Origin of the sequence: Pseudomonas syringae pv. cilantro, assembly GCF_001293775.1 — a bacterium.
In the GTDB taxonomy this organism is placed as follows: Bacteria; Pseudomonadota; Gammaproteobacteria; order Pseudomonadales; family Pseudomonadaceae; genus Aquipseudomonas; species Aquipseudomonas syringae_P.
The window spans coordinates 135,300-148,339 of sequence record NZ_LGLN01000067.1 but is presented as its reverse complement, the minus strand read 5'-3'; the positions used below and the strand labels follow the sequence as shown (position 1 = coordinate 148,339).

Sequence of the window (13,040 nt, the reverse complement as noted above, 5' to 3'; positions counted from 1 at the left end):
ATGCTGAACGTCTCCAACCTCAACGTGTATTACGGCGACAGCCACGTGTTGCGCGACCTTAGCCTGGACCTTGCGACAGGCGAATCGCTGGCGATCATGGGCCGCAACGGCATGGGCAAGACCACGCTGTTGCGCAGCCTGGTGGGCATGCTGCCAGCCCGCAGCGGCAGCATCACGCTGGCCGGACAGGAACTGACCGGCAGCAAGAGCTACGAGCGCGTTGCTGCCGGAGTCGGCTTTGTGCCGCAGGGGCGGATGATCTTTCCCTACCTGAGCGTCGAGGAAAATATACTCACCGGCATGCAGGACGCCCCCGCCGCGCCGATTCCCGATTACATATTCGAATACTTCCCGGTGCTGTTCGAGATGCGCCGTCGCAAGGGCGGTAACCTCTCCGGCGGCCAGCAGCAACAACTGGCCATCGCGCGGGCGCTGGTTTCCAACCCCAAGGTGCTGGTGCTCGACGAGCCCACCGAAGGCATTCAGCCGTCGATCATCAAGGACATCGCCAAGGCGCTCAACCTGCTGAAAAAGGAGCGCGGCTTTTCGCTGATTGTTTCCGAGCAGGTGCTGTCGTTCGCCATGGCTGTGGCGGACCGCTACCTGATCATCGAAAAAGGCGAATTCGTGCACAGCGAAGTCCGCGAAACCGTCGATCGCGAGCGCATTTTGCGCTACCTGACCATCTGAGCCGTCTACCGGAGCCATCGCCATGCTGATACTCGACCGCATTCTCGGCCAGGCCAGCGACCCTGCCCTCGCCGACCGTCTGCACGACCTGAGCCACGCCGGCCAGGTCGAAACCCTGAGCCTGTCGGGCAGCGACATCCAGCGGCATCGTCTGCGCCTGGCCAGCGATCGGGGCACCGATTGCGCCATCCGCCTGGAGCGCCATCAGCAATTGCGTAACGGCTCGGTGCTGATGCTCGACAGTCAGCGCGCCATCGTTGTGCAGATGCAGGATCGGCGATACCTCGACCTGCTGCCAAGGGACTCGGCGGCAGCGCTGGAACTGGGCTACTTCGCCGGCAACATGCACTGGGCGGTGCGCTTTGCCGGTGACACCTTGCAGATCCCGCTCAATGGGCCTGAAGCGGATTACCTTGAACGCCTGGCGCCGATGCTCGCCGACGGCCGGGTGCGACGCGCATGAATGCCTGGAGCAGCCTGCTGCTGGCCCTGCAACAGGCCGACAGTTTCTTTCCCGGAGGCGCAGTGGCGTGGTCGTGGGGGCTGGAAACACTGGTGGCCGATGGACGACTGGGGGCAGGCGAAAAGATCACCGCGCGACGTCGTCAACGGGCCATTCGCCTCGACCGCAGCGCCGAGGTGCGCGGTTTTGTCGAAGGCCAGTTGCGCCATCGCTGGAACAGTTTTGAGCGGGTGTTTCTGCTCGCGGCATGGAATGCTGCCGATGACGTTTCTGCGCTGATAGACATGGACATGCAAATTGAAGCAATGACCCTCGCCGAGGAATTGCGCGAGGGTTCCCGGCGTGTCGGGCAAGCGCTGTTGGGCGTGCATGTCGCGCTGGGTACGCCGGGTGCGGCGGGTTATCAGCAACAGGTGCTGGCGGGCAACACGTCGGGGCATTTGCCAGTGGTGCAAGGCCTGCTCTGGAACCGTCTGGGCATGCACCGCGAGCACTGCCAGCTGGCTGCCGCGCACGGCTTGTGTACCGGACTGGTCAGCGCCGCCGTGCGTCTCGGGGTGATGGGCCACATTGATGCGCAGCGCGTGCTGACCGATATCCAGCCGCTGATCACTGAACTGCTGGCGCTGGAGCCGCCAGACCCGGACGACGCCTGCGGCTTCACGCCCATGGCCGAAATCGCTGTGATGCGCCACGAAACCCAAGACCTGCGCCTGTTTGCCAACTGAACCGGGAATCCCCTTATGTTGCTGACTCCGACCGAGCTTGAACGGCTCACGCTGTACACCGCTGCCGAGCTGTCACGCAAACGCCGTGGCAAGGGCCTGCGCCTGAACTTCCCGGAAGCCTCGGCGCTGATCGCCGACGAAATTCTTGAAGGCGCGCGTGAAGGTCGCAGCGTCGCCGAGCTGATCGGTTTTGGCTCGACCCTCCTCAACACCGACGACGTCATGCCGGGGGTTGCCGACCTGCTGCCGGTGCTGCAAGTCGAAGGCACCTTCCCCGACGGCACCAAACTGGTCACCGTGCACCAGCCGATCCGGCCAGGCAAGCTGCCGCTGGCGGTCATGCCGACACCTGGCGAAATACTGTCGCCAGACAGCGACATCCAGCTCAACAGCGATCGCCCGACAGCGACCCTGCGCGCGATCAACACCGGCGACCGGCCGGTGCAGATCGGCAGCCACTACCACTTCTTCGAGGTCAACAAGGCGCTGGATTTCCCCCGCGAAACAGCCTTCGGCATGCACCTCGACATTCCCGCCGGCACGGCAGTGCGCTTTGAGCCAGGCGAGTTGCGCGAGGTGCAACTGGTGCAGTTCGGTGGCACTGGCGACATTCACGGCTTCAGCGGCCTGACCAATGGCAACCTGCACGACCCGGCCTGCAAACGCGCAGCGCTGGAGCGTGCCCGCGCCCAGCATTTCAAGGGAATCTGAAGCATGGCGACGATGACCCGTAAGGAATACGCCGCCATGTACGGCCCCACCACCGGCGATGCGGTACGCCTGGGCGACACCGCGTTGCTGGCCGAGGTCGAATTCGACCACTCAGTGCCTGGTGATGAATGCCTGCACGGCGGCGGCAAGACCCTGCGCGACGGCATGGGCCTGATGCCCGGTCATGACAGCGCCGACGGGGCACTCGACATGCTGATCTGCAACGCGCTGATCATCGACCCGGTGATCGGCATCGTCAAAGGCGACATCGGCATCAAGGACGGCAAGATCGTCGCCATCGGCAAGGCGGGCAATCCGCAGATCATGGACGGCGTACACCCGCAACTGATCTGCGGCGTCGCCACCACTGTGCGTGATGCCGAGGGCCTGATCGTCACCCCCGGCGGCATCGACGTGCATGTGCATTTCGATTCGGCGCAGCTTTGCGATCACGCGCTGGCGGCGGGCCTGACCACACTGATCGGCGGCTCGCTGGGGCCGATTACCGTGGGTATCGACTGCGGCGGCGAATGGAATGTCGGCAAGATGTTACAGGCCGCCGAAGCGTGGCCGATCAACTTCGGCTTTCTAGGGCGCGGCAATTCCAGCAAGCCCGAATCGCTGCTCGGGCAACTGCGCGGCGGCTGTCTGGGGCTGAAAATCCATGAAGACTGGGGCGCCATGCCGGCGGTGATCGACACCTGCCTGAAAGTCGCCGACGAGTACGACTTTCAAGTCCAGTTGCACACCGACACGCTGAATGAGTCAGGGTTTCTAGAAGACACCCTGGCAGCCATCGGCGACCGCACCATCCACATGTATCACACCGAAGGCGCAGGCGGCGGGCATGCGCCAGACATCATCAGCGTGGCCGGCAAAAGCAACTGCATTACCTCCTCCACCAACCCGACCAACCCTTACACGGTGAACACCTTCGACGAACACCTGGACATGATCATGGTTTGCCATCATCTCAACCCGGATGTGCCGGAAGACGTGGCGTTCGCCGAATCACGGGTGCGCCCGCAGACCATCGCTGCCGAAGACATTCTTCACGACACCGGGGCCATTTCGATCCTCGGCTCTGACAGCCAGGGCATGGGGCGCATCAACGAAGTCATCTGCCGCACCTGGCAACTGGCATCGAAAATGAAGGATCAGCGCGGCCGTCTGCCGGAAGAAACCACGGCACTGGGCGACAACGAGCGGATCAAGCGCTACATCGCCAAATACACCATCAACGCTGCGCGGGTGTTCGGCATCGACAGCTACATCGGCTCGCTGGAGCCCGGCAAACTGGCCGATCTGGCGCTGTGGCGCCCGGCGTTCTTCGGCATCAAGCCGGAGCTGGTGGTCAAGGGCGGCTTCATCGTGCATGGCGTGATGGGCGATTCTGCGGCCTCGCTGTACACCTGCGAACCCTTGGTGATGCGCCCGCAATGGGGCGCATTCGGTGAAGCGAAACAGGCGCTGTCGGTCAATTTCGTCAACCGCCTGGCCGTCGAGGCCAACACTGCTACTCGACTGGGGCTCAAGAAAAAGCTGCTGCCTGCGTTCGGCACCCGCACGTTGCGCAAGTCCGACATGCTGCACAACGATGCCTGCCCGGACATCCGCGTTGATCCACAAACCTTCGATGTGTATGCCGACGGCGAGCGTCTTTATTGCGAACCGGTCAGCGAAGTGCCCCTCGCGCAGCGCTACATGCTGCGCTGAAACCCTACCGCACAGGACACCTGACCATGAGCCTGCCCTTGAATACACCTGCCCTGCACACCGACGTACACCCCCACCCCCACCCCGGCGCCGCGCGCGTCGGGATCGGCGGCCCGGTCGGCTCGGGCAAGACCCGTTTGCTGGAACAGCTGATTCCGCGTTTTATCGCGCGTGGCATCGAGCTGGCGATCATCACCAATGACCTGGCCACCCGCGAAGACGCCGAGCGCGTGCAGCGCAGTGGTCTGATCGACCCGCAGCGGGTGCGCGCCGTGGAAACCGGTGCCTGCCCGCACACAGCCATCCGCGAAGACCCGACCCTTAACCTGCAAATGGCTGACGAACTGGAAGCACGTTTCGGCAATCTCGACCTGGTGCTTATCGAATCCGGCGGTGACAACCTGGCCTCGACCTTCTCGCTGGACCTGGTGGACTTCTGGATCTTCGTTATCGACGTGGCGGGCGGTGATGACATCCCGCGCAAACGCGGCCCCGGCGTCTTGAACTGTGACCTGCTGGTGGTCAACAAATATGACCTCGCACCTTACGTCGGCGTCGACCTGCCGCGCATGCGTCGCGAGTCTGCAGACGCGCGCAACGGCAGAGCGGTGCTGTTCACCAACTGCGCCACCGGTGAAGGCGTGGATGAAGTGGTCGAAGCCATCAGTCGCGCCGTCCTGTTTGATCGCCCATGAACGCCCATTCAGCGTTGCTGCCCGTCTGCAAAAAAACCACCGCACACATTGCCTTCAGCAAAGCGCCTTCAGGTGCCAGTTATGTGTCTCATCAGGAGGTCGGCTACCCCTTCCACCTCGGGCGCACGCTGAAGCTGCCGCAAGACCCGCCCGGCATGGCGGCGATTTATCTGCAGTCGTGCTCGGGCGGCCTTTTTGCCGGGGAAACGCTGCACCTGCAACTGCACGCCGGGCCGCACACGCAAGTGCATGTCAGCACCGGCGCGGCAACGGTCGCGCACAGCATGCTTGAACAGCCCGCGCGGCAGACCGTCACCCTGACTGCCGAAACCGGCGCACTGCTGGAATACCTGCCGATGGCGACCATTCTGTTCCCGCAGGCACGACTGCACAGTGTGGTAAACGTCACGCTGCACCAAAACGCACGGGTGATGCTCTGCGACGCGTTTTGCTTGCACGTCCCGCCAGGCAGCGCAGGATTACCCGGCTTCTATCGCGCCGATCTGCACATACGGTGCCCGGCCGGCAAGTTACTGGCCGGTGACCGACTGGCGTTGACCGGCGCAGACCTGCACCGTCGTTTGCCGGGGGTCAGCGCAGAGCTGCAGGCCTTGGCGACTTTCATGCTGGTGGGTCAGGGTTTGCCTGTGGAGGATGTGAAACGGGCCTTGCGCGACGCATTGCGCGTCGTTCCCGAGAGCTATCTGGGCGTCAGCGCCCTGCCGAACGATTGTGGCGTGTCGGTGCGCATCATAACCGCCGATGCCGTGGCACTGCGCAGCGCCCTGCACCTGGCCTGGGCGTGCGCTCGCCAGCAACTGACCGGCATTGCGCCGCGGGTGCGGCGCAAATAAAGCTTACTGATCAGGTTCCTTGCATCAATATCCTGTCAGACCCGGATAAAGTTCTGCGCAGCGAGCGAACCGAACGGAAGCGATGCCAGCGGGCCGCCCACATCAAGGGTGCCCAGATCGACCGGAACGAAGCCGGTGTCCTCAATGATCTTGCGCACTTCTGCTTTTGCCGCTGCATCATCACCCGAGTAGAAGAGCACGCGCTTGCCGTCTGCTACGTCAGGCGCCGAGAACACATTGGCATCAAGGTGGTTGAACGCCTTGACGACCCGCGCGCCCGGAACGAACTGACGAAATATCTCGCTTGAATACTTGCCGTTCAGATCTACCGCCTTGATGCCATAGGCTGCAAGCGGGTTAGTCGGGTCCTTCGCATCCGGCGAGTCTGGATCGATGAATTCCACAGGATTGGTTGCGTCAATCACGATGCGCCCTTCCCAGGCCGGCAAGCTGCTCAATACTTTTTCCGCATCCACCCAGCGCACTGCCGCGAAGACGATATCTGCACGTGCGGCTTCTTCTACGGTGCCCGCCTTGATGGACCCGCCGAGCTCCCTGACCAGCGAGGCAAGCGACTCAGGGCCGCGACTGTTTGAAATAATGGCTGAAATGCCTTTGCTGGCAAGGATACGAGCAATGCCTGAGCCCAGCGCGCCAGAACCGATAATACCAATAGTCATGATGTGTTCCTGATTGTGTGAAGGGTTGGAAAAGGTAAGTCGTTTTGAAACGAACAGCGTTGTGAGTGAATCCGGACCGGTGAAACTCTAAATAACGATATGTTTACGTCACACCGACATTTATTATCAAAACTGTCACCATGTTAACGGGACAGTGAATTTACCAAGGCGCGCCACTTCTGCTGCGATGTCGGCAACCGTCACTTTCGCGAGCTCATCTTCAAGTGCAGTACGAGCGCGACCCAGCGTGGGTGCCAGGGCTTCCAGGATATTGCCCCCGACAGCACATTTTTCGCAGGGCGCCACCCGGTGTGACGAGAACAGCTCGGTATCCTCGACCGCTTCGTAAACGTCCAGCAAGCGTATCTTCTCTGCAGGCCTGGCCAGCAAGGCACCGCCACCAGCACCCAGTTGCGAACGTGTCAGCCCCGCTGTACTCAGCCGGGACAGCAGCCCACGAATCACCACAGCGCCGGTATTTGCCGAATAGGCAAGATCTTCGGAACGTAGCGGCCTTCCGTCGCTGACGGCCAGAGCGGCCAGCGTATGGACGGCAACCACAAAACGACTACTGGTTGGCATGGTGAGGAATCCGCTTAATGCTTAATGTGTCGACGACATTATTACACTTAATTTCGACTGTCAACATTCTGTTTCAGATAGTTTCGGTTCGCGTACGGATGGCTGCCCGATATGCCGGGCTGGCACCGGTGAACGATGCCGCCCAGTCATTGCTATACGTTAGCGATAACGCTCAAGCCAATGCGCGTAAGGCGCAGGCAAGGTCCAGGCCGACTTTTCGACGCCCAGTTCTTTCGCTGCGAAGTACGCCCAATGCGGGTCAGCCAAGTGCGCACGGCCTATCGAGACCAGATCAAGCTGGCCGGATTTAACCGCTCCTTCAGCGAGCTTAGGCTCACCAAAACCCCAGGCGCTGGTGACCGGGATACCCGCTTCACGACGCACACGCTCGGCAATCGGCCCCATGAACGCTGGGCCCCACGGAATGTTGGCGTCCGGCGTGCTGAAGCCGACGCTGACACTCAACAGGTCCAGACCACCAGCCTTGAAGCGACGCGCCAGTTCGATCGACTCGGTGAGGGTCTGTTCATCACGACCATCGTATTCGAGCACACCAAAACGTGCCGTCAACGGCAGGTTTTCTGGCCAGACTTCACGTACCGCCGCCAGCGTTTCAAGCAGGAACCGGCTGCGATTATCGAAGCTGCCGCCATACTCGTCGGTGCGCTGGTTGGAGTGCTCGGAGAAGAAACTCTGCCCCAGATAACCGTGGGCAAAGTGCAGTTCGATCCACTCAAAGCCTGCATCGCGGGCACGACGGGCAGCATCGACGAAGTTCTGACGAACGCGGGCGATGTCTTCCAGGGTCATAGCGCGCGGCACTTTCGGCAGGTTGGCACCGAACGCAATGGCCGACGGGGCGATGGTGTCCCAGCCACGCGAATCGGAAGCGACAATGTGGTCGTCGCCTTCCCATGGGCGGTTGGCGCTGGCCTTGCGGCCTGCGTGGGCGATCTGGATGCCCGGCACGCAACCGGCGTCCTTGATGGCTTTGACGATCGGCACGAATGCCTGCGCCTGCTCATCGTTCCAGATACCGGTGCAGCCCGGAGTAATGCGCCCTTCCGGCGCAACGGCGGTGGCTTCAACCACCAGCAAACCCGCACCACCACGCGCCATGCTGGCAAGGTGGACGTGGTGCCAGTCATTGGCAACTCCGTCGATTGCCGAGTACTGGCACATCGGTGGAATGGCGATTCGGTTGCGCAGCGTGACGTCTTTCAGTTTGAAGGGTTCGAACAATGCAGACATTGGAAAGCTCCCGTAGGCCAGATGACTTTGGTTTTCAGTTGTTCGATGGTAATCGAACTATGGCAATAAACGGAAGCCTTGATATCATGCCCCCCATGCGAACCTTCCAACATCCCGAACCTGAAGACCTCACCCTCGAACGCGTGCTGTACGCCTTGAGCGACCCTGTGCGCATGGGCATTGTGCGCTGCCTGGCGGGTGTGACCGAAGCCACCTGCGGCGAACTGGACGGTGGCCGACCGAAGTCCAGCATGTCCCATCACTTCCGCGTGCTGCGCGATGCCGGGCTTGTGCAAACGCGCAACATCGGCACCACGCACATGAACTCGTTGCGCACGCAGGTGCTGGAGAGTCGCTTTCCGGGGTTGCTGGGAAGTATTCTGGCGCAACGGTGAGCACGGCCGTTTCGGTTCGCCAGCTCAGCAGAGCCCCGGGATAACCTCACGCATCCTGCAAAATAAGATCAGCCCCCTTCTCCGCCACCATCAGCACCGCCGCGTGGGTATTGCCGCTGGTGACGTTCGGAAAGATCGAGGCATCGACGATCCGCAGCCCTTCCAGCCCATGGACTTTAAGGTGTTTGTCCACCACTGTTGTTTGCGGGTCTGAGCCCATCGCGCAGGAGCCACACAGGTGGTAGATCGAGCCGCAGTTCTCGCGAAAATACTGCAACATCTGCTCATCGGTTTCGACCACGGGCCCTGGCAGCACTTCAGCGACGGTGATGCGCTTGAGTGCGGGGGCCTGCATGATTTTGCGCATCAGGCGGCTGCCCTGAATCACTTCGTCGATGTCTTTTTGCGTGCTCAGGTAGTTGGGGTCGATCAGCGCCGCTTCGCGCGGATTGTTCGAAGCAATCTCGATGCTTCCACGGCTGGTGGGGCGGCACGGGTTGAAGCACAGCAGGAAGCCTGAGTACGGTTCGGGTTTGAGGCTGGCCTTGTTGTTTTTCGGGATCTGGTAAGACAACGGGTTGAAGTACAGTTGCAGGTTCGGATGGGCCTGGGCGTCGGTGCCGCGGAAGAAGCCGCCTGCCTGGTTGACGCTCATGGCCAACGCGCCTTTGCGGGTCAGCAGGTATTCAAGACCGAGCTTGAATTGTCCCAACAACGAGCCGAGCTGATCATTCAGGGTCGGGATGCTGGCTTTGTAGTAGTAGCTCACGCACAGGTGGTCTTGCAGGTTCTGCCCTACCGCTGGCAGGTGTCTGACCAGTGGTATCTGGTGCCTGGCCAGCAAGTGCTGATCTGCCACGCCGGACAGTTGCAGTATCTTCGGCGTGTCGACCGCACCGGCACAGAGGATCACTTCCTTGCGGGCGCTGAAGGTGCGAACCACCCCGCGCTGGGTCACGGAAATACCCGTAGCCCGCTGGTTGTCGAAGATGACCTTGTCGACCAGCGCGTAGTGCTCGACCGTCAGGTTCGGGCGGCTCAGCGCCGGGTGCAGATAAGCAAAACTGCTGGAGCTGCGCTGGCCGTTCTTGGTATTGACGTCGTAGATACCCGAGCCTTCGAAGTTCGGGCCGTTGAAGTCGTCACTGTGCGGATAACCCAGTTCATCGCAACCTTTCAGAAACACGTCACAGATCGGGTGGGTATGGCCCGTCATCGGGGTGATGCCAATCGGCCCGCTCCCGCCATGGTATTCACTGTCGCCCAGCGGGTGGTTTTCCAGCTTGCGAAAGTACGGCAACACGTCTTTGAAACTCCAGCCGTCATTGCCGTTGGCCGCCCAGTCATCGAAGTCGTGGGCCTGCCCGCGGACATAGACCATCGCGTTGATCGAGCCCGAGCCACCCTGCACCTTGCCGCGCGGCGCATAGATTTCCCGATTGCTCAGTTGCTTTTGCGGCTGGCTGTAATACATCCAGTTGAAGGTCGGGTTGTAATACATTTTGGCGAAACCGACCGGGATCCTGAACCACAGCGAACTGTCCTTGCCGCCCGCTTCCAGCAGCAACACGCTGTATTGCCCGGAGGCCGAGAGCCGATTGGCGATGATGCAACCGGCCGAGCCTGCGCCAGCGATGATGTAGTCGTATGTCATGCACGGTTACCGCATAAGTCTGTTATCGAACCCGCCCAATACTGGACGGGCAATCCCGTCAGCCTCTGGCTGGCGATGTATCTTTCACATCAGCAGGGGTCGCGGCCATTTGCAGATGCAGGCGCTCGCCGGTGTACGGCGAATGCCTGCGCACCACGTCCATGTTCAGCTCCACCCCGAGGCCCGGCTCGGTGGGCGGGATGATGTAACCGTCCTCCCATTGCAGCGGTCGGGTCAGCACTTGGGCATGGAAACCGCCCCAGGTCATGATGCTTTCCTGAATCAGGAAGTTCGGCGTACAGGTCGCCAGCTGGAAACTTGCCGCAGCGCCAATAGGCCCGTTGTAGAGATGTGGGGCAATCTGCGCGTAGTAAGCCTCGGCCATGCTCGCGATCTTCTTGGCCTCCAGCAGGCCGCCACAGCGGGCTACGTTCATCTGCAGAATCGAAGCGCCGCCTGCCTGCAACAATTTGAAGAATTCGTACTTGGTGGTCAGTCGCTCGCCCGTGGCAATCGGGATGGTGGTCTTGGCCGCAACCTGCGCCATGGCCTCTTCCTGGCCGGGCGGCACCGGTTCTTCGAACCACAGCGGGTCGTATTTTTCCAGACGTTTTGCCAGGCGAATGGCTGAGGACGGCACCATTTGCCCGTGCGTGCCGAACAGCAGGTCGCACTTGTCACCGACGGCTTCGCGGATCTTGCGACAGAACGTTTCACAGCGCTCCAGCACTTCCAGCGATAGCTGGTGCCCGGAGTACGCGGTGTAAGGCCCGGCCGGGTCGAATTTGACGGCGGTGAAGCCTTTGTTCATGTTTTCAATTGCGCACTCGGCAGCCAGGTCCGGGTCGTCGTAGTCATACTCGCCCTGGCTGTTCACCGGGTACAGATAGGTGTAAGAACGCAGGCGCTCGTTGACCTTGCCCCCCAACAGTTCGTACACCGGCTTGTTTGCCGCCTTGCCGATGATGTCCCAGCAGGCCATTTCCAGGCCGCTGACCACGCCCATCATGGTCAGGTCCGGGCGCTGGGTGAAACCGCTGGAATAGGCCTGTCGGAAGAAGCGCTCGATGTGATGCGGGTCATGGTTGAGCAGGTAACGCTCGAACACGTCCTCAATGATCGGCAGCATGGCTTTCGGGCCGAACGTGGCGGCGTAGATTTCACCCACGCCTTCAATGCCGCAATCGGTCTTGAGTTTGACGAACAGCCAGTACATGCCACCGATATGGGGAGGCGGAACAGCAACGATGTGCGTTTCAAGGGCAACGATTTTCATCTCAGGCACCTGTCTGTATCAAAGACTCTGGATCAAGGATTTACGATTGATGCGGGCACGCAGACTCAGGGCGGCAAGGATCCCGAGCAGGCCGACAAAGGCGATGTAACCGAAATACAGGCGGTAACCGGGCGCGCCGGGAAAGTGCTCGGTCAGGTAGCCGTTGATCAGCGGAATGAAGGCGTCCGGCAAGTAGCCGATGACCGAGACAATGCCGATGGCCAGCCCGGTGATGCGCAGCGGAATGTTGCAAGTGTCGAGGATTGCCCAGTACAGGCCGCGAATCGCATACGCCATGAGGCCGATGAAAATCACGGTGCCGATCAGCAGCCCCAGGCTGTTGATCGCCGGGAAGACGATCAGGCCAACCATAGCCAGAGTGGCGAGGGTCAGCGCGACAATCAGCACCGAGATATTCGAGAACCGGTCACCCAGAAAACCGCCGCCCAGGCCGCCAATCGGCCGCATCCACAACTTGAGGGTGGTAATGGTGCCCGCCATGATCGCGGTCATGCCGTTGCCTTGCAGGTAGTCAGAGAAGCTATAAGTGGCCCAGAACAGGTGATAGCCGCAGAACACAATCGCCGTCACCAGCCACAGCTCGGGGATTTTCGCCAGCGTCATCAGGTCACTGAGCAGGTTGTATTTGCCCTTCTCCACTGCGGCGGTGTCTTGCAGGGACGCAGGGTCCTTGACCAGCACCAGCACCAGCACACAACCGATGGCGATACAGGTGAAGGCATATAGGTAAACCACATGCTTGAAGCCTTCGCTGGACGACTGGCCACGGCTTTCGGTGGCGAATGCGAACAGCGCCAGAGCCACCGTCGCCAGCAAAGCTTCGACCAGTCCGCGCCCGCCGTCGAGGATGCCGAAGAAGCGGCCTTGCTCAGTGTGATGGGCGATCATCTTTACCCGCTTGAGCACTGACGCCCAGAACGTCAGCCCGGTGGTCAGCCCCCAACAGCCGAAGATGATCATCAGCCCGGTCATCGACGGCACAGTGGAATACCAGAGCCCCAGCACACCGGTGGCCACCAGCGAAAAGAAGATCAGAAAGCGCGGCGCAATCCGGTCTGCCAGCCAACCGCTGGGCAAATAGCTGAGCAGGAAGATCGTCCCCAGCATCGAGTACAGATAGCCCAGCTGGCTGTGGTCGATCTGAAACACCTCAAGCATGGTGGTCTGGTAAACCTGACGCAGGTACAGGATCGGGTAGATCGCGCCTGCGGCCAGCACCAGCAACATCAGCTGGAAATAACGACGTCCGGTGTCGCTTTGAATTTTTGAACCCGTGTTCGGACCCGGAACAGCGGCAACAGTGGCTGCAGGCTTGGACATGTGT

General features: G+C 61.1%; 14 protein-coding genes. 8 read left to right on the top strand and 6 right to left on the bottom strand.

Annotated elements, in window-relative coordinates; all coding sequences use genetic code 11:
* Genes urtE through ABJ99_RS17900 form a run of 7 tightly spaced genes read left to right on the top strand, consistent with a single transcriptional unit; the run spans position 1 to position 5,857 of the window.
* Positions 1–690: an urea ABC transporter ATP-binding subunit UrtE gene (gene urtE / locus ABJ99_RS17930; protein ID WP_054086960.1), complete on the top strand. Its 690-nt coding sequence runs from the start codon at positions 1–3 to the stop codon at positions 688–690.
* Positions 691–712: 22 nt separating this feature from the next.
* A complete protein-coding gene (gene ureE, locus ABJ99_RS17925) occupies positions 713–1,153 on the top strand; it encodes an urease accessory protein UreE (RefSeq protein WP_054086959.1) in 441 nt (146 codons plus the stop codon).
* Positions 1,150–1,881 (top strand): urease accessory protein UreF, encoded by a 732-nt coding sequence (locus ABJ99_RS17920; protein WP_054086958.1) that lies wholly within the window; start codon positions 1,150–1,152, stop codon positions 1,879–1,881. Before ureE ends, ABJ99_RS17920 begins: the two co-directional genes overlap by 4 nt.
* 15 nt (positions 1,882–1,896) lie before the next feature.
* The gene (locus ABJ99_RS17915) at positions 1,897–2,592 is read left to right on the top strand and encodes an urease subunit beta (protein WP_054086957.1); all 696 of its coding nucleotides are present in this window, start codon (positions 1,897–1,899) and stop codon (positions 2,590–2,592) included.
* Between the two features lie 3 nt (positions 2,593–2,595).
* Positions 2,596–4,308, top strand: a complete 1,713-nt coding sequence (gene ureC / locus ABJ99_RS17910; protein ID WP_054086956.1) for an urease subunit alpha — start codon at positions 2,596–2,598, stop codon at positions 4,306–4,308.
* 26 nt (positions 4,309–4,334) lie between these two features.
* Positions 4,335–5,003: an urease accessory protein UreG gene (gene ureG, locus ABJ99_RS17905; RefSeq protein ID WP_054086955.1), complete on the top strand. Its 669-nt coding sequence runs from the start codon at positions 4,335–4,337 to the stop codon at positions 5,001–5,003.
* A complete protein-coding gene (locus ABJ99_RS17900; RefSeq protein ID WP_054086954.1) occupies positions 5,000–5,857 on the top strand; it encodes an urease accessory protein UreD in 858 nt (285 codons plus the stop codon). The genes ureG and ABJ99_RS17900 overlap by 4 nt, the downstream gene beginning before the upstream one ends.
* A 35-nt stretch (positions 5,858–5,892) precedes the next feature.
* On the opposite strand, the gene ABJ99_RS17895 is transcribed toward ABJ99_RS17900, so the two are convergent.
* The 3 genes from ABJ99_RS17895 to ABJ99_RS17885 all read right to left on the bottom strand — a co-directional run bounded on the left by ABJ99_RS17895 (position 5,893) and on the right by ABJ99_RS17885 (position 8,370).
* Complete coding sequence (locus tag ABJ99_RS17895) at positions 5,893–6,537, bottom strand: NADPH-dependent F420 reductase (protein ID WP_054086953.1); 645 nt, start codon at positions 6,535–6,537, stop codon at positions 5,893–5,895.
* Between the two features lie 135 nt (positions 6,538–6,672).
* Positions 6,673–7,119: an Rrf2 family transcriptional regulator gene (locus ABJ99_RS17890; protein WP_054086952.1), complete on the bottom strand. Its 447-nt coding sequence runs from the start codon at positions 7,117–7,119 to the stop codon at positions 6,673–6,675.
* A gap of 159 nt (positions 7,120–7,278) precedes the next feature.
* A complete protein-coding gene (locus ABJ99_RS17885; protein WP_054086951.1) occupies positions 7,279–8,370 on the bottom strand; it encodes an NADH:flavin oxidoreductase/NADH oxidase in 1,092 nt (363 codons plus the stop codon).
* A 59-nt stretch (positions 8,371–8,429) separates the two neighbouring features.
* Between ABJ99_RS17885 and ABJ99_RS17880 the strand changes: the two genes are divergently transcribed.
* On the top strand, positions 8,430–8,765 hold the full coding sequence (locus tag ABJ99_RS17880) for an ArsR/SmtB family transcription factor (protein ID WP_054086950.1): 336 nt from the start codon (positions 8,430–8,432) through the stop codon (positions 8,763–8,765).
* A 46-nt stretch (positions 8,766–8,811) separates the two neighbouring features.
* Here the strand turns inward: ABJ99_RS17880 and ABJ99_RS17875 are convergent, their stop codons facing one another.
* The 3 genes from ABJ99_RS17875 to ABJ99_RS17865 are packed head-to-tail and all read right to left on the bottom strand — an operon-like array spanning position 8,812 to position 13,036.
* Complete coding sequence (locus tag ABJ99_RS17875; protein WP_054086949.1) at positions 8,812–10,419, bottom strand: GMC family oxidoreductase; 1,608 nt, start codon at positions 10,417–10,419, stop codon at positions 8,812–8,814.
* Between the two features lie 58 nt (positions 10,420–10,477).
* The gene (locus ABJ99_RS17870; RefSeq protein ID WP_054086948.1) at positions 10,478–11,695 is read right to left on the bottom strand and encodes a mandelate racemase/muconate lactonizing enzyme family protein; all 1,218 of its coding nucleotides are present in this window, start codon (positions 11,693–11,695) and stop codon (positions 10,478–10,480) included.
* Positions 11,696–11,713: 18 nt separating this feature from the next.
* Positions 11,714–13,036 carry an MFS transporter gene (locus ABJ99_RS17865; protein ID WP_054086947.1) on the bottom strand — a complete coding sequence of 441 codons (1,323 nt, stop codon included), beginning with the start codon at positions 13,034–13,036 and terminating at the stop codon, positions 11,714–11,716.
* Positions 13,037–13,040: the final 4 nt, after the last annotated feature.

Bases quoted from the DNA above. Each gene is read 5' to 3' on its own strand.
- urtE (WP_054086960.1), top strand. From the start codon at position 1: ATGCTGAACGTCTCCAACCTCAACGTGTATTACGGCGACAGCCACGTG.
- ureE (WP_054086959.1), top strand. From the start codon at position 713: ATGCTGATACTCGACCGCATTCTCGGCCAGGCCAGCGACCCTGCCCTC.
- ABJ99_RS17920 (WP_054086958.1), top strand. From the start codon at position 1,150: ATGAATGCCTGGAGCAGCCTGCTGCTGGCCCTGCAACAGGCCGACAGT.
- ABJ99_RS17915 (WP_054086957.1), top strand. From the start codon at position 1,897: ATGTTGCTGACTCCGACCGAGCTTGAACGGCTCACGCTGTACACCGCT.
- ureC (WP_054086956.1), top strand. From the start codon at position 2,596: ATGGCGACGATGACCCGTAAGGAATACGCCGCCATGTACGGCCCCACC.
- ureG (WP_054086955.1), top strand. From the start codon at position 4,335: ATGAGCCTGCCCTTGAATACACCTGCCCTGCACACCGACGTACACCCC.
- ABJ99_RS17900 (WP_054086954.1), top strand. From the start codon at position 5,000: ATGAACGCCCATTCAGCGTTGCTGCCCGTCTGCAAAAAAACCACCGCA.
- ABJ99_RS17895 (WP_054086953.1), bottom strand. From the start codon at position 6,537: ATGACTATTGGTATTATCGGTTCTGGCGCGCTGGGCTCAGGCATTGCT.
- ABJ99_RS17890 (WP_054086952.1), bottom strand. From the start codon at position 7,119: ATGCCAACCAGTAGTCGTTTTGTGGTTGCCGTCCATACGCTGGCCGCT.
- ABJ99_RS17885 (WP_054086951.1), bottom strand. From the start codon at position 8,370: ATGTCTGCATTGTTCGAACCCTTCAAACTGAAAGACGTCACGCTGCGC.
- ABJ99_RS17880 (WP_054086950.1), top strand. From the start codon at position 8,430: ATGGCAATAAACGGAAGCCTTGATATCATGCCCCCCATGCGAACCTTC.
- ABJ99_RS17875 (WP_054086949.1), bottom strand. From the start codon at position 10,419: ATGACATACGACTACATCATCGCTGGCGCAGGCTCGGCCGGTTGCATC.
- ABJ99_RS17870 (WP_054086948.1), bottom strand. From the start codon at position 11,695: ATGAAAATCGTTGCCCTTGAAACGCACATCGTTGCTGTTCCGCCTCCC.
- ABJ99_RS17865 (WP_054086947.1), bottom strand. From the start codon at position 13,036: ATGTCCAAGCCTGCAGCCACTGTTGCCGCTGTTCCGGGTCCGAACACG.